We start from the raw sequence: 20,206 nt of genomic DNA, 5'->3' as shown, positions 1-20,206 counted from the left end.
GGCAAAAGTGACTCGCCCGGGTGGGCGAAACAAGAGCCACGAACAGACTGCGATAAACAGCTAGGGCACCTATAACCCTAACCGCAATCCGTTGGGCTTCGCTTGCGCTCAGCGCCAACCTACGCCGTGCCTTTGGTGTTGGACTTCGCTCCGCTCGACCCAACCTACCGCCAACCCCTTCTCCAACAAAAAAGGCGCCCTGAGGCGCCTTCTTCACACTAAACCAACCTCAAGTCAGACCTTGACGATCCAACCCTCCGGAGCCGGTTTGTCGCCGGTCTGGATGCCGGTCAGTTCCTCGTACAGCTTGCGCGTCACCGGGCCGACGTCGGTCAGGCTGTGGAAGACGTGCAGCTTCTCGCCGTACTGGATACCACCGATGGGGGTGATGACCGCCGCGGTGCCGCAGGCGCCGGCCTCGACGAACTGGTCGAGCTGGTCGATATAGACGTCGCCCTCGACCACTTCCAGGTTCAGCCGCTCGCGGGCCAGCTCCATCAGCGACATGCGGGTCACGCCTGGCAGCACGGATTCGGAGCGCGGGGTGACGAACTTGCCGTCGCCCGTGATGGCGAAGAAATTGGCCGAGCCGACTTCCTCGATCTTGCGATGGGTCAGGGGATCCAGGTAGATGCAGTCGGCGAAGCCTTCGGCCTTGGCCTGGGCGCCGGGCATCAGACTGGCGGCGTAGTTGCCGCCGACCTTGGCGGCACCGGTGCCCTGGGGCGCAGCGCGGTCGTAGCCGGAGATGACGAAATTGTGCGGGGTCATGCCGCCCTTGAAGTAGGCGCCGACCGGGATGCCAAATACCACGAAGTGGAATTCGGGGGCGGTGCGCACGCCGATGTTGTCGCCCACGCCGATGACGAAGGGTCTCAGGTAGAAGGCGCCGCCGGTGCCGTGGGGCGGAATCCAGGCCTCGTTGGCCTTGACCACCTGCTGGCAGGCCTCGATGAACATCTCGGTGGGGACCGGCGGCATCAGCAGGCGGGCGCAGCTCTTGTGCATGCGCGCGGCGTTGCGGTCGGGACGGAACAGGTTGATGGAGCCGTCCTGGCAGCGATAGGCCTTGAGGCCCTCGAAGCACTGCTGGCCGTAGTGGATGGCCGTGGAGCCTTCGCTGATGTGCAGCTGGTTGTCGCGAGTCAGCTCGCCGGGTCCCCAGCTGCCGTTGCGATAGGTGGCGATATAGCGGAAGTCGGTCTTGATGTAGTCGAAACCGAGGGTCTTCCAATCGATGTCCGCAGCGCTCATAGATCCTCGCAGTGCTCTCCGGCGGTTTGGCCGGTCGTTTCGTGGTCGGGCCGTACGCCTCGCTGGCGACGGTTCAAGGGATGGACGAGCCTGGCTCGTCGCTAGACTGTGAAAGATACCGCTTATCCGGACCGCTGGGGGCACCTTTCAGCCAATCGGGTCTCCAAAGACTGAAGCTGGCCCTTTGCCGCCTCTGCCTGTTGCTTCAGGCTGGGTGTGCGGGTCGCCACCAGGAGTCTGTTTTGAAAACAATGATGGCGTTGCTGGGTGCCCTGACCCTGCCAACGCTCACGGCGCAGGCCGCCGGCATCTTCACCGACAAGTTCGACACGGCGCTCAATCGTCGGGTCATCGAATGGCGTGGGGCGCCCTCGCCCGACGGGATCGTCTTCAGCGTGATCGCCAGCCAGTTCAAGACCAGTGCTGGCAACGCCACCACCGATTTCCGCACCCAGCTGTCCACCTTTGGCGACAAGGTGCGCTTCCATGGTTGCAGCGCCAGTCGCTGGGAAATGAACGGTCAGCTCTACCTGCCGCTCAAGGGCCAGTACCGCATGGCCGGGCTGGATGAGCGCTACGGCGAGTACTTCATCGGCCAGCCCAGCCGCCAGGACCTGGAATGGGTGGCGATGAATACCCGGGTCAATTATCGCCTCTGCCGCCTGCGCGCAACCCTGTCCGCCGAGGACCTGCAGGGGCTGCGCTGGGTGTTGCAGGCGGCGGAGTCCGGCTAGCGCCCTAGTCGAAGCGGGTGATGACGGTCACGCCGGTACCTTCGAACCTGTCCATGTGCATCAGGGCCTCGCTGGACTCGGCCAGGCTGATCTCGCGACCGATCAATCGCGCCGGTGCCAGGGTGCCGTTGCGCAGCATGGCCATCAGCACGTCGTAGCGATGGGCCTGCATGCCGTGGCTGCCGAGGATCTCCAGCTCCTTGGCGATCACCAGGTTCATCGGCAGCGCCGGCGCCGCCTGGTCGCCCAGCAGCAACCCGACCTGAACGTGCTTGCCGCGCTTGCGCAGGCTGGCGATGGAATTGAAGCAGGTGGTGGGATGCCCCAGGGCGTCGAGGGAGACATGGGCACCGCCGCCGGTGATCTCCTGCACCGCCTCGGGCACGCTGGCTACCTGGGTGGCATCGAGGGTGGCCACGGCCCCAAGGCTGCGGGCCAGGGCCAGCTTGTCGGCGGTGATGTCGATGGCCACCACCTGGGCGCCCAGGGCGCTGGCGATCATGATCGCCGAGAGCCCGACGCCACCGCAGCCGTGCACCGCCACCCATTGGCCGGCGCTGACCTTGCCCTGGTCGACCACGGCGCGAAAGGACGTCACGAAGCGACAACCCAGGCTCGCCGCCGTGGCGAAGTCCAGCTGCTCGGGTAGCCCGACCAGGTTGAGATCGGCCTGGTGGATGCCGACGTACTGGGCGAAGGAGCCCCAGTGGGTGAAGCCGGGCTGGAACTGATGGTCGCAGACCTGCTGGTGGCCGGCATGGCACTGCGGGCAGGCGCCGCAGCCACCGACGAAGGGCACCGTTACCCGGTCGCCGATGCTCCAGCGGGTCACGTCCTTGCCTACCGCCTCGACCACCCCGGCCAGTTCGTGGCCCGGCACATGGGGCAGTTCGATGTCGGTGTCATGGCCGACCCAGCCGTGCCAGTCGCTACGGCAGACGCCGGTGGCCATGACCTTGAGCACCACGCCGTGCGGCTCGGGGGTAGGGTCCGGCACGGTGCACAGGCGGGGTGGCGCGGAAAAGGCTTCGTAGACGACGGCTTTCATGGCGGGGCCTCGGGTGGGATGAGACCTCCAGTATGGCGAGCCGCGCGGAATTAGCCTGTCTGAATGGCTTCTCGGAAGCCGCCAGGTTGAAATAGTCTTTCGTGCCAGCAACCTAATCAGAAAGGATCCTTACATGCCTCACTTCGATCGTCAGGATGTCGCCATCGTCGAGCGCCTGCAGCGCGATGGCCGGCTGTCCAATGCACGGCTGGCCGAGCAGCTGTCGATGAGCGAGGCCTCCTGCTGGCGGCGGCAGAAGCGCCTGGAGGAGGCCGGGGTGATCGAGGGCTATCAGGCGGTGCTCAACCGCAGGCGGCTGGGCATCGGCGTCATGGCCTTCGTGCAGATCGGCTGCACCCAGCACAGTGAAGAGGTCACGGCGCAATTCGAGGCCATCATCGGTGCCTCGACCCATGTACTGGCCTGCTACAACGTTACCGGGGAAGCGGACTTCCTGCTGCACGTGGTGGCGCGAGATCTGGACGACTACAGCCGCTTCGTCGAGCAGGTGCTGCGCAAGCTGCCGGGGGTGTTCAACATCCGCTCCAACCTCTGCCTGCGGGAGATGAAGCTCGACCGCCAACTGCCGGTGGATTACCTGCTCGGTTAGCCGGCCAGGGCCTGCACGCCATGCCAGGTGGCCGGCGCTTCGTCGGCCAGGGCCTGGACCAGGGCAGCCTTGAGGCGACAATCGGGGAGGGCGCGGTGAGTCTCCTGCACGGCGACGCCTTGCTGGCGCGCAGCCGCGGCCAGGGACTTGCGCCGCCAGCCGTCCTGGCTCCGGCTGTCCAGGCTCGGCTCCTGCCAGAACTGGGCATAGAGCTGCATCAGGCAGTGCAGGCGGGTGCCATCCACCAGTTGCACCGGCGGCGTCTCCCGCTCCAGTTCCGGCGGCAGTGCCTGGCCATGCAAGCCCGCGTTATGGGCCAGCAGGCGATAGTCGAAGGCCATGCCATAGGCCAGCACGGTGCGGCCCTGCAGCAGCGGCCAGAGCTGGGCGAACACCTCGGGAAAGGCGGGCGCCTGGCCCAGGTGGGCATCGGTCAGGCCGTGGATCAGGGTCGCCTCGCGCGGTACGGCGATGCTGGGGCGGACCAAGGTATCGAGCAGCACCCGGCCGCTGAGGGTCATCACCGCCACCTCGATCAGCTGGGCGTCCTCGCCCAGACCGGTCGCCTCGGTATCCAGCACCAGCACATCCTGCTCCAGCCAGCGGCGCGCCTGTTCGCGCGTCCGTACTTGCTGGGCGTTGTAGCCGGGGACGGCAGTGGCAGAAAAAGACGACGACAACAGGTTCATGACACGGCCTGACAGGTGAAACCAAGGAGGCGCCCAGAAGCCAACAGGGTCGGCTCTACGACGGGTGTGGGCATTCGATGCAAGATCATCGCCACAGGACACAGGCCGTTCGGCGGTGGCGACGAGCGGACCATCTGGCGCGCCGGGGTCGCCGGTCGTAGCCGGTCTTGCGAGAATGAGCTCTTCATTCATGTCGAGGAGCGCTGCCGCTTTGGTCGCCGCCCAGGGTTTCTTGCTGACACGCCTCTGGCGCGAGACGTCCACCGGGATGGAGCTGGTGTTCTGGTTCGCCACCGACAGCGGTCCGCGCCAGCTGCGGGTGCCGGCGCAACAGGCCGTGGCCTTTGCGCCAGCCGCGCGACGGGCGGACATCGAGCGCCTGCTGCCGGCCGGGGTGGAGATCCGCGAGCTGGCGCTGCAGGACTTCCAGCGGCGCCCCGTCCTGGGGCTCTATGCGCCGCGCTATCGCACCCTGCGCGAACTGGAGCAGCGCCTCCCCGCCGCCGGCATCGACCTCTACGAAGCCGACATCACCCCGGCGGATCGCTTCCTCATGGAGCGCTTCATCACCGCGCCGGTGACACTGCCCACGGCAGACGGCGGGCCACTGCGGCCCGATTCCGACTATCGCCCCACGCTGCGCACCCTGTCGCTGGACATCGAGACCAGCGAGCGCGGCGAGCTCTACAGCATCGGCCTGCACGGCTGCGGCCAGCGCCAGGTGTACATGCTCGGCCCGCCCACTGGCGAGGACGCGGCCGTGGACTTCGACCTGGAGTACGTCGACGACCGCGCCACCCTGCTCCAGCGTCTCAACGCCTGGATGGCGCGCCATGATCCCGACGTCATCATCGGTTGGAGCGTGCTGCAGTTCGACATCCGCGTGCTCCACGAACACGCGCGCAAACTGGGCGTGTCCCTGCACCTGGGGCGTGGTGCACTGGAGGACGATCGCTACGAACCCGGCGGCCAGGGCCGGCAATTCCAGGCGCTGCTGGCCGGACGGCCGATCATCGACGGGGTGGAGGCGCTCAAGTCGGCGACCTGGGTGTTTCCTTCCTACAGCCTGGAGAACGTCAGCCGCAGCCTCCTGGGCGAAGGCAAGGCCATCGACAATCCCCACGACCGCATGGCCTCCATCAACCGCATGTTCGCGGGCGAGAAGAGCGCTCTGGCGCGCTACAACCTGGTGGACTGCGAACTGGTCACCCGCATCTTCGCCAAGACCGAGCTGCTGCGCTTTCTGCTGGAACGGGCCAGCGTCACCGGCCTGCCGCTGGAGCGCCACGGCGCCTCCATCGCCGCCTTCTACCACCTCTATCTGCCGCTGATGCACCGCCAGGGCTTCGTCGCCCCCAGTCTCGGTGCCCAGCCGCCCGAGGCCAGCCCGGGCGGCTTCGTCATGGATTCCCGGCCCGGGCTCTACGACTCGGTGCTGGTGCTGGACTACAAGAGCCTCTATCCCTCGCTGATCCGCACCTTTCTCATCGATCCGGTGGGCCTGGTGGAGGGGCTGGCGCTACCCGAGGACGAGACCGTGCCGGGCTTTCGCGGCGCGCGCTTCCATCGCACCCGGCATTGCCTGCCGGAGATGGTAGCGCGGGTCTGGGAGGGCCGTGACGCCGCCAAGCGTGCCGGCAACGCGCCCCTGGCCCAGGCGCTGAAGATCATCATGAACAGCTTCTACGGGGTGCTGGGCACGCCGCACTGCCGCTTCTTCGATCACCGCCTGGCCTCGTCCATCACCCTGCGCGGCCACGCGGTGATGCATCAGACCCGCGAGCTGATCGAGGCGCGCGGTCATCGAGTGATCTATGGCGACACCGACTCCACCTTCGTCTGGCTCGGGGCTGCCCATGCCGAAGCCGAGGCCGAGCGCATCGGTCGCGAGCTGGTGGCGGCGGTCAACGCCCACTGGCGCGAGCGGCTACAGGCGGAGCTGGGGCTGGAAAGTCATCTGGAGCTGCAGTACGAGACCCACTTCAGCCGCTTTCTCATGCCTACCATCCGCGGCGCGGAAGAGGGCAGCAAGAAGAGATACGCCGGGCTCAGACCCGGAGCCGATGGCCAGCCCGAGCTGGTGTTCAAGGGCCTGGAAACGGTACGCAGCGACTGGTCACCGCTGGCCCAGCGCTTCCAGCGTGAGCTCTACCTGCGCATCTTCACCGGCGAGCCCCACGAGGACTATGTGCGTGACTTCGTCGCCCAGACCCGCGCCGGCGACTTCGACGACCTGTTGGTCTATCGCAAGCGCCTGCGCCGGCCGCTGGAGGAGTACCAGAGCAACCTCTCGCCGCAGGTCCGCGCGGCGCGGCTGCTGGAGGCGGAAAACGCCCGGCTAGGACGCCGCAGCCGCTTTCGCCGTGGCGGCTGGATCAGCTACCTGATCACCACCGCCGGCGCCGAACCGGTCGAGCTGCCCCATGCGCCGCCCGACTATGACCACTATGTACAGCGCCAGCTGGCGCCGGTGGCCGACGCCATCCTGCCCTTCGTCGGCGACCGCTTCGACCGACTGCTGGATCGGCAAATGGGGTTGTTCTGATGCGGGAAGCCAACGATGGAGTGGATGCCGAAGGTTTTATCCGACAGGTGCCCAGGGTGCCATTCCAGGCGGAGTATCGGGCACTGCTGGCTACCGTGCGGTGCCAGTTGCCAGCCCTTCTGGGCCGCCATCTGATAGCCCTCTATGTCTATGGCAGCGTGGCCGAAGGCCGCGCCCGACCGGGGCAATCGGACCTGGATCTCACCCTGGTCCTGAGCGATGCCTGCCCCGCAGGGCTGCTGGTGCAACTGGAGCGGCGTCGCCGTCTGCTGGAACGCTGCCATGGCGAGGTCAGTAAGATCGACTTCGATATCGGCCGCCGGGCCGAAGCCCTGGCCCCCGGTAACCGTCTCAGCTGGGGCTTCTGGCTCAGACATCACTGCCGCTGGCTGTGGGGCGAAGACCTGGCGCGGCGCTACGCGCCCTTCAAACCGGAGGTCGGCATCGCCCAGGCGGTGAATGGCGACGTGCTGCCCGTGATGCAGCGCTACCTCCTGGCCCACGCCAGCTGTGCGAGGCCGGTCGAGCGCCTGGGCATACAGCGCGAGGCGGCGCGGCGGCTGCTCCGGGCGATACAGGTGCTGCGCCGTCCAGACGAGACGGGCTGGCCCTGGACGCTGGAAGACCATTACAGCCGAGCCCGGCGGCTGCATCCCGAGCAGCGCACCGCGTTGGATTTCTTCTATGCCGAAGCCCGGCAGCCACAGGCGGCAGCGGTCGAGTTCGCGCAGCAGCTGGGCGCCGTCCTGCTCTGGTTCGAACGCCAGCTTCGGCAGGGGTAACCCAGGGGGATGACGGCGCAGAAGAACAGGCTCGTTGGCGTGACCATTTTCTTCTGCGGCCGTGAGGCTTCCATAAGCGCCAGGTTGGTCAATTCGAGGCGCTGATCGTCGTGCTGCACGCCTTGTGGCGTCAGGGAGATGCGGTGGCATAGTCAGACGATTCGCGGCACACTCGGGAGCCACCGGGGCGCCTACCCAGCTGGGTCGAGCGCTCCGTTTCCCGCCAGAGGAGCGCCGCGATGACCCGTCTCACCGCCAAGGATTTCTCGCCCGAACTGCTCGAACTCTATGACTTCTATGTCCACGGTCGCATTAGCCGGCGCGACTTCCTCGACCGCGCCGGGGCCTGCGCCGCGGTGCTGGGGCTGTCGGCCACCGGGGTGCTGGCGGCACTGAGCCCCAACTATGCCCTGGCCAGCCAGGTGGAATTCACCGATCCGGATATCGTCGCCGAATACGTCTACTACCCTTCGCCCCAGGGCCATGGCCGAGTGCGCGGCTACCTGGTGCGCCCGGCCAAGGCCAGCGGCAAGGTACCGGCCGTGGTGGTGGTGCACGAGAACCGCGGCCTCAATCCCTATATCGAAGACGTGGCGCGGCGTCTGGCCAAGGCTGGCTACCTGGCCCTGGCGCCGGATGGCCTGACGTCCATGGGCGGCTATCCCGGCAACGACGACAAGGGGCGCGAGTTGCAGCAGCAGGTCGACCCCGAAAAGCTGATGAACGACTTCTTCGCCGCCGTGGAAACCCTGATGAGCCATGAATTCAGCACCGGCAAGGTCGGCATCACCGGCTTCTGCTATGGCGGCGGCGTGGCCAACGCGGCCGCTGTCGCCTATCCCGAGCTGGCCGCTGCGGTGCCCTTCTACGGCCGCCAGGCGCGGGCGGAGGAGGTCGCGCGCATCAAGGCCCCATTGCTGATCCACTACGCCGAGAACGATCCGCGCATCAACGAAGGCGCCGCCGCCTACGAAGAGGCGCTCAAGACCGCGGGCAGGACCTACGAGGTGCACCGCTATCCCGGCACCAACCACGGCTTCCATAACGACTCCACCCCGCGCTACGACGAGGCGGCCGCCCAACTGGCCTGGCAGCGCACCCTGGACTGGTTCGGCCGCTATCTCGCCTGATTCCCTCACCGGAGAAACCGATGCCGCAACTGCGTATTCCCGCCGTCTACATGCGTGGCGGTTCCAGCAAGGGCGTGTTCTTTCATGCCCGTGACCTGCCGCCCGCCGGTCCAGCGCGTGATGCCCTGCTGCTGCGGGTGGTCGGCAGTCCCGATCCCTATGGCAAGCAGATCGATGGCATGGGTGGCGCCACCTCCAGCACCAGCAAGGTGGTGGTAATCACGCCCTCCTGTCGGCCGGACTGCGATGTCGACTACCTCTTCGGCGCTCCGGCCATCGAGGCGCCGGTAATCGACTGGTCGGGCAACTGCGGCAATCTCAGCGCCGCCGTCGGTCCCTTCGCGATCAGCGAGGGCTTGGTCGAGGCGCCCCGCGACGGCCTGGCCACGGTGCGCATCTGGCAGGCCAATCTCGGCAAGCGCATCCTCGCCCACGTTCCCATGGTCAATGGCGAGGTGCAGGAGGAGGGCGATTTCCGCTTCGACGGCGTGGCCTTTCCGGCCGCCGAGGTGGTGCTCGACTTCCTCGATCCCGCCGGCACCGATGGCAGCGTCTTACCTAGCGGGCAGCTGGTCGACGAGCTGGATATCCCCGGGCTGGGCCGGCTGCCGGTGACCCTGCTCAACGCCGGCAACCCTACCGTTTTCGCCTATGCCGAGTCGTTCGGCCTCAGCGGCACCGAGACCCAGGCGCAGGTCAATGGCGATGCGGCGCTGCTGGAGCGCCTGGAAGCCGTCCGCGCCACTGGCGCAGTGGCCATGGGCCTGGCCAGGACCGCGGTTCAGGCCACCGTGGAACGTCCGCATACACCCAAGCTGTGCCTGATCGCGCCGCCCCAGACCTACCAAGTGGCGGGTGGCAAGCAGGTGCCGGCCGAGGCTATCGACGTCATCGCGCGGATGATCTCCATGGGCAAGCTGCACCATGCCATCCCCGGTACCGGCGCGGTCGCCGTGGCGGTGGCCGCTGCGCTGCCGGGGACCCTGGTCAATCGGCTGACGGGTAACCTGGGCGGCCGTCAGGTGCACATGGGACATACCGCGGGCACCGTGGCTGTCGGTGCCCAGGCGCGCGAGATCGACGGCAGCTGGCAGGTGGAAAAAGCCAGCATGAGTCGCAGTGCCCGACGGCTGATGGAAGGCTGGGTACGGGTTCCGGCGGCGGTTGAGTAGGACGGATGTTGGGCTGAGCCTAGCGCATCCTGGCCTCTCACCCCAGCGCTCTCCCGGAGGGAGAGGGGGCGATTGAGCCTGTTGCTCGTGCACCTTGGTCGTGTCACCGTAGCGTGGAAAACCGCGCAGCGTTTTCCACTAGGCAGCTCACGTCATCCGTGGATAAGACTGCGCCGTTATCCACCCTACCGCCGAGATCGGCCGCGTAGGTTGGGTTGAGCGCAGCGAAGCCCAACGAGGGGATGCCCTGGCGCACCTCAGCCCTCACCCCAGCCCTCTCCCAAAGGGAGAGGGGGCGGTCAAGCCTGGTGCGGAGTTGTGGTTCGTGCACTCCGGCAGCGTCACGGTAGCGTGGAAAACCGCGCAGCGTTTTCCACTGCGCAAGCCTGACTCCATTCGCGGATAAGGCGGCGCCGTTATCCACCCTACGGCCGAGATCGGCCGCGTAGGTTGGGTTGAGCGCAGCGAAGCCCAACGAGGGGGAGGCCTCTGTGCTGGAGCGCCCTCACCCCAGCCCTCTCCCAAGGGGAGAGGGGGCGATTAAGCCGGGTGCGGGGTTGTGGCTCGTGCACCTTGGCCGCGTCACCGTAGCGTGGAAAACCGCGCAGCGTTTTCCACTGGGCAAGCCCTGATCCCGTTCGTGGACAAGGCCGCACCCTTATCCACCCAGGGCATCCCAACCGCCCCCTCTCCTTCTGGGAGAGGGCTGGGGTGAGGGGGGACCCACTCGAAAGCGGACGTCAGGTCCCTTCGATCAGATCGCGAATGCGCACCGCCAGGGCGTCCATGGCGAAGGGCTTGGTCATCACGTGCATGCCCGGTTCCAGGTGGCCGTTGCCGACCACGGCGTTTTCGGCGTAGCCGGTGATGAACAGCACCTTGAGTCCGGGGCGGCGCTGGCGGGCGGCATCGGCCATCTGCCGGCCGTTCATCCCGCCAGGCAGGCCGACATCGCTGATCAGCAGGTCGATGCGCACGTCGGACTCCAGCAGTCGCAGCCCGGAGCTGGCATCCGCCGCCTCCAGGGCCGCGTAGCCCAGTTCTTCCAGTACCTCGACGACCAACATCCGCACCGTGGGCTCGTCATCCACCACCAGCACCGTTTCGCCATGACCGACTCGGGGCAGGGCCGGCTGGGCGATGGCGGAGTCGGCGCTGGCTGCGGCTTCGCGATGCCGTGGCAGGAACAGGGTGACGCTGGTGCCCTGGTCGACCTGGGAATGGATGCGTGCCTGGCCACCGGACTGGCGGACGAAGCCATAGATCATCGACAGGCCCAGGCCGGTGCCCACGCCGATCGGCTTGGTGGTGAAGAAGGGATCGAAGGCCTTGGCGATCACCTCGGGTGGCATGCCGCAGCCGTTGTCGGTCACGCTCAGGGCGATGTATTCGCCCGGCTCCAGATCGCGCACCCGGGCCATGCGGGAATCCAGCACCCGGTTGGCGGTTTCGATGAAGATGCGCCCGCCTTCGGGCATGGCGTCGCGGGCATTGATGCAGAGGTTGAGCAGGGCGTTTTCCAGCTGCGGCGGATCGACCAGGGTCGACCAGAGATCGCTGCTGGCCACCACCTCGATCTGGATCGCCGGACCCACCGTGCGGCGGATCAGGTCTTCCATGCCGGCCACCAGGCGATTGACGTCGGTGGGCTTGGGATCCAGCGTCTGCCGGCGGGAAAAGGCCAGCAGGCGGTGGGTCAGGGCGGCGGCGCGGATGGCGGCGCCCTGGGCCGCCGTGGTGTAGCGCTCGAGATTGTTCAGCCGACCCTGGCCGATGCGCAGCGTGAGCAGATCCAGGCTGCCGACGATGCCGGCGAGCAGGTTGTTGAAATCGTGGGCCAGGCCACCGGTGAGCTGGCCGACCGCTTCCATCTTCTGCGACTGCCGCAGCTGCTCTTCCAGCACGGCCTGCGTCTCCATGGCCTCCTTTTCCCGGGTTATGTCGCGGCCGGCCCCGGTGAGGTGCTCCTGATCGAGGTCCAGCGACAGGGTCCAGGCCAGCCAGCGCCAGCTGCCATTCGCTGCCTGGACCCGATTCTCCACCCGGGTCGGCAGCCCGCTGCGGCGCAGTTCATCCAACGCTGCCAGGACCCCGGGAAGATCGTCAGGATGGATGAGTTCGGGATAGGGACGGCTCAGCAGATCTGCCTCGGAATAACCCAGCCCGCGTGACCAGGACGGACTCACCCGGAGCAGTTGCCCGGTGAAGTCGGCGGTGAGCAGCAGGTCCTCGCTGAGCGCCCAGAGGCGGTCACGCTCGGCGGTACGTGCCTGGACCTCCTGGCTGAGGCTGAAATTCTGCGCCTGGATAAGCGCCTGGGCGTCGCGCTGGACAGTGACGTCCTGGGCGAAGACATAGAAGCCATCTACCGCGCCCCGGGCGTCGCGCCGTGGGCGGTAGTGGATATCGGCGATGCGCCGGCGGCCGTCCGGCCAGGCCCAGGGCAGGTCGAGCCGTGCCGGGGTGCCGTCCAGCGCGGCCTGGATGGCCGGGCGGCGGGCGGCGAACAGCTCTGGCGCGAAGACCTCCGCCATGCTGCGGCCAAGGATGCTGTCCGGGGCGTTCTTGAACCACTTGGGCGCCTCGGCGTTGGCGAAGCGATACACCAGCGCGCGGTCGACGAAGGCGATCAGGCAGGGCAGGGTGTCGGCCACCAGGCGCAGGTTGAGCTCACTGTCGTGCAGGGCATGCTCGGCGGTCAGCCGTGCCGTTGCCGAGCGAGTGCGATTGGCCACCTCGCCGATGAAGCGCAATTCGGCCGCCGTCCAGCGCCGTGGATGGCGGGAGCTGACATAGAGCAGGGCGACGAAATGCCCATGTTCGAACAGCGGGGTGTTGACGAAGGCACGGGTGTCCAGCTGCTCCAGGGCCGCAAGATTGGCCCGGGTGCGCGGATCTTCGCGGACCTCTTCGATCACCACGGTTTCGCCGCGCTTGAAATCCTCGATGCAGCTGCCGTAGTCGCGGAAATTCAGGGTGCCGATCAGGCTGCGGGTGCCCGGCGCCGTCCAGTCGCGTTCCACCCGGATGGTTTCAGCGTCGTCATCCACCAGCCCATAGCCCACCAGATGGGCATCCAGGGTAGTGCCCAGGGTGGCACAGGCGAGCTCGGTGACGGCGTCGGTGTCGTTCAGGTGGCTGAAACCTTCAGCCAGTTCGGCGAGCGCCCGCCGATAGCCTTCTTCGTCGTGCTTGGCCTGGCCCGCCAGGTGCTGGGGGGTGCGGTCCCGCAGAATCTTGACGTAGCCGGTATGGCGCCCGGCGTCATCGTGCAGCGGATGCATTTCGCCGCTGGCCCAGAAGCGGCTGCCGTCGCGCCGCAGATGCCAGCGTTCGTCCTCGGCGCGGCCATCCCGCAGGGCCAGTTGCATTTCCAGCGTCGCCCGGCCGATCTGGTTGTCTTCCGGGGTGAAGAAGCGCTCGGCCGGGGCGCCGCGGATCTCCTCCGCCGTCCAGCCCAGCAGGCGTTCGGCACCGCTGTTCCAGTCGCTGATTATTCCGCTGGGGTCGAGCACGACCATGGCGAAGTCGATGGCGCCGTCGAAGATCGCCAGGCGCCGCTGGGCGTCCTGGGCGGGCAACGCGGTGCACTGGTCGAGCGCGGCACGGAGGCGGCGGACTTCCGCCTGGAGTTCAGCGTAGGACAGATCGGATTCAGCCATGAGGTCGTTCGAACGCGTTAGCAGCAGAGGGAGGACGCCAACAGCGTCCAGCGAGAGCCTTAGAGTTAAAGAGTCCGAGGACGGCCAGGGATTCACTGACTCTTTTTTCGAGCGACTGGGAATTAAGTCGTCGCGCGGGCATCAGACAAGTGCTAGCGGAAAGCGACCAGCCGCCTATCCGAGTGTTGTGATCCAATTCGAGTAAATTCGGTCTAATTAGTCGTACTAATGAAGTAGCGTTGCCATGACCGATGTAGTTTCTTCCGCAGCCGTTACCACTGTGCTGGTCGTCGAAGACGATCCCGTACTGCGATCGCTGGCGACGGAGGTGTTCGAAATGGAAGGTTATGCCGTCCAGTCGTTCGACACCGCCGATGCCGCCTGGTGCTGGTTCGAAGCCGACCCGCTGCCACCTGATCTGCTGTTCACCGACGTGCGCATGCCCGGTCAGCTGGACGGGCTCGCCTTGGCCAAACAGGTCCGCCAACGGTTTCCGCAGTTGCCCATCCTGGTGTCCTCCGGGTACACGGGCCAGCAATATGCCGAACGTGAAGACCGGGCGCTGTTCCTGCCCAAGCCCTGGACCATCGACCAGTTGCTGAAGGCCTGCGGCCAGTTGGGCGTCTAATCTGCCGCCTGACGCGCTCGTGCGAGGCGTACCGCCGAATCCACCTCATCCAGCGTCCAGGGCTTCTGCAGGAAGATCACCTGGGGTGGCAACGCCGTGGTGATTTCGTAGCCATAGCCGGACGTGATCACCATCGGCAATTCGGGCCAGCGCTGCAACAGCATCTGCGCCAGTTCGCCGCCGCGCAATTGACCGGGCATCAGGTGATCGGTGATCACCAGGGCAGGAGCGTCCTGCTGCTGCAGTAGATGCACCAGGGCATCGTCGGCATTGTCGAAGCGCGTGCAGGCCCACTGCAGTCGTTCTTCGAGATGGCTGCCCAGCAGTTCGGCGAGCATCCCGTTGTCTTCGATGACGACGACGTAGGGCGGGGAGGAGGGCAGGGTCATCGGGACTTCCGGAACACGCGATGCGGCGGTTCCGGAAGTCTAGCAGAGCTGTTTCACCTTCCGCCCTGCATTCGTCTGACGATTTTTAGAACTCCAGGACGATCTTGCCGAAATGGCTGCCATCCTTCTGGAAGGCGAAGGCCTGGGCGATCTCCTCCAGCGGGTAGCTGCGATCGATGACCGGCTTGATTGCGGTGCTTTCCAGCGCGCGGATCATGTCCTGCTGGTGACGGCGGCTGCCGACGATCAGGCCTTGCAGTCGCTGGTGACGGCGCATCAGGTTGGCGGTGGGCACCTGCCCCTCGACGCCGGTCAACACGCCGATCAGCGCCAGGTGACCATGGATGCGCGCGGCCTGGATGGATTGCGCCAGGGTCGCCGGACCGCCGACTTCCACCACGATGTCGACGCCGCGTCCGCCGGTGATGGCCTGGACCTTGGCGCCCCACTCGGGTTCGCTGCGATAGTTGATCAGGTGATCGGCGCCCAGCGCATAGGCGCGCTGCAGCTTCTCGTCCGAGGAGGAGGTCGCGATCACCGTGGCGCCCATGGCCTTGGCGATCTGCAGGGCGAAGATGGAGACGCCGCCGGTACCCATCACCAGCACGCTGTCGCCGGCCTTGAGATTGCCGTCCACCACCAGGGCGCGCCAGGCGGTGAGACCGGCGGTGGTCAGGGTCGCCGCCTCGGCATGGCTGTAGCCCTTGGGCGCTCGGGTGAAGGCGGTGGCCGGTCGCACCACTACCTCGCAGGCGAAGCCGTCGACGCCATCGCCGGGGGTGGTGGAAAAGTCGTCGGTGGGCGGCTCGCCGTCCAGCCAGTGCGGAAAGAAGGTCGAGACCACGTGATCGCCCACGGCGAACTCGCTGACGTCGGCGCCCACCGCCTCGACGACACCGGCGCCATCGGACATGGGAATGCGACCGTCGGCAGCGGGCATCTTGCCCAGCACCACGCCCAGGTCATGGAAATTCAGTGAACTGGCCTTGATCCGCACACGGATCTCGCCGGCTCCGGGCTGACCGGGATCGGGCAGTTCGCAGTGTTCCAGCTGGTCCAGACCGCCGGGTTTGCGTAGGCGTATGGCGTGCATCAGGTGAGATCCTCCAGAGGCTGCAGGCCGGGGTCGACCTGCCTATCCAAAAGTGACCCCGGGTGGCGCCTGGGAATTCAATCCAGCGCAGGTACCCGAGGACCGACAGACCAGCACTCGCGAGTCAGCTGGTAGGTGGCCAGCGTTTCTTCACGTTCGCGAGTCGGGAAGAGCATACGGGTCTGCCCCTGGGGCACGAAGCCGTTCTTGCGCAGCACTCGACCCGAGGCCGGGTTTTCCAGCAGATGGCGGCCGTTGATGGCGGTCAGAGACCAGTGGTCGAAGCCAAAGGCGATCAGCGCGGCACAGGCTTCCGTGGCGAAACCCTGGCCCCAGTAGGGCACGCCGATCCAGTAGCCGAGGTTGGCGGTGCCCACGCCGTCGCGGCGCAGCGAGAGGGTGCCGCGCAGCGCTTTGCCCTCGCGCTCGATGATCGCGTAGTGCACCTGGCTGCCGTCGTTCCAGGCTGGCGCATGGGTGGCCAGCCAGCAGCGAGCGGTGTCTGCGGTGTAGGGGTGGGGGACGGTGCCGGTGGTGGCGGCGATGCGGGAGTCGCCGGCCAGGGTTACCAGGGCGGGGATATCGCCTTCGTGGTGGGGCCGCAGCACCAGGCGCGCGGTGGTCAGGTAGGGTTGCTGCATGCCAAGGCTCCCGCTACAGAGGTGAGGTCCGCGCGGCATACCGCACGGACCTTCGTTCAGGCCTGGCGCAGGCGTGCCGGGGACAGGCCTTCGGCCGGTTGCTCGGGCTGTTCACGGGCGCCGGCAGCGCCACGCGCGCGGATCAGTACGATCTTGAGTTGCTCGTTGATGCGCTCCTGGCGGTCCTGGAAGAAGTTGTGGAAGACCACGCAGACCAGCGCCACGGCGATGCCCAGGCCGGTGGCGAACAGGGCCGTACCGATGCCGCCGGAGATCTGCCCAGGGTCGGACACCCCAGCCGACGCCAGTGCCTTGAAGGTGTCGATGATACCCAGGATGGTGCCGAGCAGGCCCAGCAGCGGCGCGGCGGTGGTGATGGTCTCGATGATCCACAGGCTGCGCGCCAGGGGCGCTCGGGTGGCCAGGTACTGGGTATCGACCAGATCTTCCAGTGCCTGCTGATCGAGCCGGCCCCGCTGGGCAAGGATCGGCTCGATCATGGTCACCGGCAGACCGGGCCGTTCCGCCAGCGCGGCGGGCAGCCGACCGCTCTGCTGGACCTCGCGCTGGGTCAGGGCCACGGCCAGGCGTCCGGCCTGGCGGCGGGTGTAGGCGAAGAACAGCCCGCGTTCGATGGCGATGAACAGCGCCAGGGCGATGCAGCCGTAGAGAATGTAGAAGGTGGCGTCATGCAGGAGTTGAGTGTTCATGAGGGGCTCCGGGTTCAGAAATGGCCTTCCAGGGAGAGGGTGACGGTCCGCTCCATGGCGACGTTGTAGGTCGGACTGGTACCGGCATAGCCCTGGTAGGCGACGGCGTTGGTCTGCACGCTGTCGACGTCGTCCAGGTACCTCTTGTCGAACAGGTTGTCGACGTTCAGACGCAGGGTGGCGTCCTTCAGAAAGCGCTTGTCGGTGGGCAGGTAGATGCCGGCGCCCAGGTTGAACACCGTGGCGCCCGGTACGCTTTCGTCGTTGGTCTGGTCGCCATAGAGCTTGCTGCTGTACTTGCCGCCGAAGGTGCCGTAGTAGCGGCCATCGTCGTAACCGAGGTTGGCGGCCAGCATGGTGCGCGGCACGTTGGGGAACTGCTTGCCCTTGGTAGGCAGCTCGACGCGCTGGCCTTTGCTGTAGGCCGGCAGGTCGTCCTGCTGGATGGCGCGGGTGTAGGTGTAGGAGGTGTAGTAGTTGAAGTGGTGGGGCAGCAGGCCGCTCCAGGCCAGCTCCAGGCCGGCGTTGTCGACGTCGCCGCCATTGAAGCTGAGGCTGTCGCCGTTGATGTCCTTGCTTGAGACCTGGCGATCCTTGAACTTGAGGTAGAACAGACTGGCCGAGAAGGCCATGGTCTCGCGCTGCTGGCGCCAGCCCAGTTCCTGGTTCCAGCTGGTTTCCGGCCGCAGGTTGAGGGAATCCGGGCTGGCGTCGTACAGCACGTAGTTGGCCGGAACCCGCATGTTGCGGTTGACGTTGTAGAACAGCTGGTTCTGGGCGTCGAGCTGGTAGCTCAGGCCGGCGCTGGGCAGGAAGGCGTCGTAACTGCGCGAGCGCTCGAAGGGCAGGCTGCCAAGATCGCCATGGTTGTCGGCCTTGCGCTCCACCTTCTGGTAGGCGGTGCCGACGTTCAACGTCCAGTCAGGGCTCAGGGTCCAGGTGTCCTGCACCCAGAGTTTGTGCGCCGGGGTTTCGGTGTAACGGTCGCGACCCTGGATCCGGTTGCCGCGGGCGTCCACCACGCTGCGGGCATCCGGCCAGAAGTTGTCACCTGCCTTGCCCGCCGCGTCGATCGGGATATAGGGCTGGGTCTGCGATTGCCGGGCATATTCAAACCAGTAGCCGAATTGCAGGCTGTGGGCGTCATTCACGTCCCAGGTCAGCTTGGTGGTCACGCCCGGGCGCCAGGTCTGGGTGCGCGAGGGCCGGTAGTAGACACCGGAGTTGGGTGTGCCATCGGCGGCATAACCGGCGGCGCTGTTCAGGTTGCTCAGGTCATAGACGCCACTGCGGCTGGAATTGCGATTCAGCGCGCTGCTGAAGTAGCCATTGCCGCTGCCGTCGCCCCAGTAGAAATAGGGGTTGAGGCTGAGCGCCAGATTGTCCTGCAACTGCAGGTGGCCGTTGAAGATGGCGCTGAAGTTCTCGAAGGGGTTCTTGCTGAACTCGTAGTAGCGGGCGATCTTGCCGTTGCTGCCAAGTACCGGGTTGTCTGGCGCCGGCGTGTAGCTGCGGCCATTCTGCTGGAACTGGGCCTTGGTCAGCTTGGTGTAGCTGTCGTTGTCCTGCCGGTAGTACTTGAGGATCAGGTTGCCGGTATTGCCGTTGCCCTGGTCGAAGAAACTGTTGAATTCGACCCGGTCGGCACGCACCGCCCCCTTGCCGCGCCAGAGTTCGCCCTCGGTATGAGAGGCCGACAGCCAGTTGCTGAAGCCGTTGAATTCGCCGGTGTTGAGCCGGGCGAAGGTCTTGGTCAGGCCATTGTTGCCTACCGCTTGCTTGACGAAGACGTCGCTGTCCTTGGTTGGACGGACGGTGGTGAAACCTATGTTGCCGCCGCTGGAGCCGATGTGCGGGCCATCCAGTTCCGAGGCGCCCTGGGTGACGAAGATCTGGTCCAGGTTTTCCGGATCGCCCAGCAGGTTGGCGTAGACCTTGTAGCTGCCCGAGTCGTTGAGCGGCATGCCATCCACCGATACCCCGATCTCGCTGGCGTTGAGGCCGCGCATGGTGAAGTTGAAGCCGGAGATGCCGCTGGCGTCATTGCTGCTGACGTGCAGACCAGGGGTGTACTGGAGGCGGTCGATGGCGTTGGCCGTGGCGGTCTGCTTGTCCATCGCCTCGCGGGTCAGGGTGGAGCGCGACTTGGCGCTCTGTTCCGGGGCCAGGTAGCCGCCGCCCAGGGTGGTGTTGCCCTGGACACCGATGGTGCCCACGTCGCGTTCGGCGGTGCCGTCGGCCCAGGCCAGGCCGGGGCCTAGGCTCGCGGCCATGATGGCGAGACAGAGTCTACTGCGTTTCATCTCGAGTCCTCGAAGGGGTGCGGTTAACGGGGCGAATAGTCGAAGGTGGCGGTGATGCGCAGCTGGCTGCGCCCGGCGAAGGCCTCCGGTGGGAAGGGCTTGACCTGCTCGATGCGCGCCAGGCTGCTGGTGGCGGCGCGATTGAGCAGGATGCTGCTGGCGCGTTCTTCCAGGCCGCGGTCGAGGACCTTGCCGTTGCGGTCTATGAGCAGCCAGACCACCACCTTGCCGCTGGGGCGTTCCAGGGACGCCTGGCGGCCAGTGGGGTATTGCTTGTAGCGCTCCAGATCACCGCGTACGCCGTGCAGGTAGCCGCCCTCCAGGGCCTGGGTATCCACCCGCGGTTTGGGTGGCGGTGGAGCAGGCGGTGCAGGGTGCGGCGCAGCTTCCACGGCCTTGGGCGGTGTTGCGACGGGGGCCGTGACGGGCTGTGGCTTGGCCACGGGTTTGGGGTGGTGCTCCACCCGCGGCTTGGGCTTGGGCTTGGGCTTCGGTTTCGGCTGGGGCGTGGGCTCCACGCGCGGCTTGGGCGGTGGCGGCGGGGCGACCGATTGCTCCGTCACGACTGGCGGCACGTCCGGCATGGGCTCGGATTCGGGCTCCAGTACCGGCGGTGGCGGCGTCTCCACCTCCGGCACCGGCGGCGTCGCTTCGGTTTCGGGCTCGGGTTCGGCCAGGGCGAGCTGCACCGGCGGCTCGTCGTAGCTGGGCTGGATCTTCAGCGGCACCCGCTGCAGGGTGCAGGCGATGAGCACGGCTGCCAGCGCCGCCGGCAACCAGCCGAGGACATGGCGGGAGCGATAAAGGGCGTACATG

Annotated in this window: 17 protein-coding genes; 7 read left to right on the top strand and 10 right to left on the bottom strand. The window is 66.6% G+C overall.

All coding sequences use genetic code 11. The features are described from left to right. Nucleotides 1-234: 234 nt before the first annotated feature. Complete coding sequence (locus PJ259_RS12565) at nucleotides 235-1,254, bottom strand: branched-chain amino acid aminotransferase (RefSeq protein ID WP_271653052.1); 1,020 nt, start codon at nucleotides 1,252-1,254, stop codon at nucleotides 235-237. 242 nt (nucleotides 1,255-1,496) lie between these two features. Here PJ259_RS12565 and PJ259_RS12560 point away from each other — a divergent pair, with 242 nt between their 5' ends. After that, entirely contained in the window at nucleotides 1,497-1,988 is a 492-nt protein-coding gene (locus PJ259_RS12560) for a hypothetical protein (protein WP_174523150.1), read from the top strand. Between the two features lie 4 nt (nucleotides 1,989-1,992). On the opposite strand, the gene PJ259_RS12555 is transcribed toward PJ259_RS12560, so the two are convergent. Then, entirely contained in the window at nucleotides 1,993-3,036 is a 1,044-nt protein-coding gene (locus tag PJ259_RS12555; RefSeq protein WP_271653051.1) for a zinc-dependent alcohol dehydrogenase family protein, read from the bottom strand. A gap of 133 nt (nucleotides 3,037-3,169) precedes the next feature. Between PJ259_RS12555 and PJ259_RS12550 the strand changes: the two genes are divergently transcribed. After that, nucleotides 3,170-3,646 carry an Lrp/AsnC family transcriptional regulator gene (locus PJ259_RS12550; RefSeq protein ID WP_271653050.1) on the top strand — a complete coding sequence of 159 codons (477 nt, stop codon included), beginning with the start codon at nucleotides 3,170-3,172 and terminating at the stop codon, nucleotides 3,644-3,646. Here the strand turns inward: PJ259_RS12550 and PJ259_RS12545 are convergent. Further along, entirely contained in the window at nucleotides 3,643-4,335 is a 693-nt protein-coding gene (locus PJ259_RS12545; RefSeq protein ID WP_271653049.1) for a 3'-5' exonuclease, read from the bottom strand. The genes PJ259_RS12550 and PJ259_RS12545 overlap by 4 nt on opposite strands. A gap of 190 nt (nucleotides 4,336-4,525) precedes the next feature. Between PJ259_RS12545 and PJ259_RS12540 the strand changes: the two genes are divergently transcribed. From PJ259_RS12540 to prpF, 4 genes are all read left to right on the top strand, one after another. Next, nucleotides 4,526-6,880: a DNA polymerase II gene (locus PJ259_RS12540; protein WP_442964851.1), complete on the top strand. Its 2,355-nt coding sequence runs from the start codon at nucleotides 4,526-4,528 to the stop codon at nucleotides 6,878-6,880. 56 nt (nucleotides 6,881-6,936) lie between these two features. Next, a complete protein-coding gene (locus tag PJ259_RS12535) occupies nucleotides 6,937-7,662 on the top strand; it encodes a nucleotidyltransferase domain-containing protein (protein ID WP_271653048.1) in 726 nt (241 codons plus the stop codon). Nucleotides 7,663-7,901: 239 nt separating this feature from the next. Continuing rightward, on the top strand, nucleotides 7,902-8,792 hold the full coding sequence (gene yghX / locus PJ259_RS12530; RefSeq protein WP_271653047.1) for a YghX family hydrolase: 891 nt from the start codon (nucleotides 7,902-7,904) through the stop codon (nucleotides 8,790-8,792). Nucleotides 8,793-8,812: 20 nt separating this feature from the next. After that, nucleotides 8,813-9,964: a 2-methylaconitate cis-trans isomerase PrpF gene (gene prpF, locus PJ259_RS12525; RefSeq protein WP_271653046.1), complete on the top strand. Its 1,152-nt coding sequence runs from the start codon at nucleotides 8,813-8,815 to the stop codon at nucleotides 9,962-9,964. 740 nt (nucleotides 9,965-10,704) lie between these two features. Here the strand turns inward: prpF and PJ259_RS12520 are convergent. Next, complete coding sequence (locus PJ259_RS12520; RefSeq protein ID WP_271653045.1) at nucleotides 10,705-13,626, bottom strand: PAS domain S-box protein; 2,922 nt, start codon at nucleotides 13,624-13,626, stop codon at nucleotides 10,705-10,707. Nucleotides 13,627-13,870: 244 nt separating this feature from the next. On the opposite strand from PJ259_RS12520, the gene PJ259_RS12515 reads away from it, so the two are divergent. Then, the gene (locus tag PJ259_RS12515; protein WP_059316203.1) at nucleotides 13,871-14,254 is read left to right on the top strand and encodes a response regulator; all 384 of its coding nucleotides are present in this window, start codon (nucleotides 13,871-13,873) and stop codon (nucleotides 14,252-14,254) included. On the opposite strand, the gene PJ259_RS12510 is transcribed toward PJ259_RS12515, so the two are convergent. From PJ259_RS12510 to PJ259_RS12485, 6 genes are all read right to left on the bottom strand, one after another. Continuing rightward, on the bottom strand, nucleotides 14,251-14,643 hold the full coding sequence (locus tag PJ259_RS12510; RefSeq protein WP_271653044.1) for a response regulator: 393 nt from the start codon (nucleotides 14,641-14,643) through the stop codon (nucleotides 14,251-14,253). The two genes, PJ259_RS12515 and PJ259_RS12510, sit on opposite strands and share 4 nt — an antisense overlap. A gap of 85 nt (nucleotides 14,644-14,728) precedes the next feature. After that, the gene (locus PJ259_RS12505; protein WP_271653043.1) at nucleotides 14,729-15,736 is read right to left on the bottom strand and encodes a zinc-dependent alcohol dehydrogenase family protein; all 1,008 of its coding nucleotides are present in this window, start codon (nucleotides 15,734-15,736) and stop codon (nucleotides 14,729-14,731) included. 77 nt (nucleotides 15,737-15,813) lie between these two features. Beyond that, nucleotides 15,814-16,377, bottom strand: a complete 564-nt coding sequence (locus PJ259_RS12500) for a GNAT family N-acetyltransferase (RefSeq protein ID WP_271653042.1) — start codon at nucleotides 16,375-16,377, stop codon at nucleotides 15,814-15,816. Between the two features lie 56 nt (nucleotides 16,378-16,433). Then, nucleotides 16,434-17,087, bottom strand: a complete 654-nt coding sequence (locus PJ259_RS12495; RefSeq protein WP_271653041.1) for a MotA/TolQ/ExbB proton channel family protein — start codon at nucleotides 17,085-17,087, stop codon at nucleotides 16,434-16,436. Between the two features lie 14 nt (nucleotides 17,088-17,101). Further along, nucleotides 17,102-19,390: a TonB-dependent receptor family protein gene (locus PJ259_RS12490; protein WP_271653040.1), complete on the bottom strand. Its 2,289-nt coding sequence runs from the start codon at nucleotides 19,388-19,390 to the stop codon at nucleotides 17,102-17,104. A gap of 23 nt (nucleotides 19,391-19,413) precedes the next feature. Next, complete coding sequence (locus tag PJ259_RS12485) at nucleotides 19,414-20,205, bottom strand: energy transducer TonB family protein (RefSeq protein WP_271653039.1); 792 nt, start codon at nucleotides 20,203-20,205, stop codon at nucleotides 19,414-19,416. Nucleotide 20,206: the final 1 nt, after the last annotated feature.

Source organism: Pseudomonas sp. JBR1, assembly GCF_028198185.1.
Taxonomy (GTDB): Bacteria; Pseudomonadota; Gammaproteobacteria; order Pseudomonadales; family Pseudomonadaceae; genus Chryseomonas; species Chryseomonas oryzihabitans_E.
The sequence above is the reverse complement of the archived record's forward strand: the minus strand, read 5'-3'. Positions and strand labels throughout refer to the sequence as shown.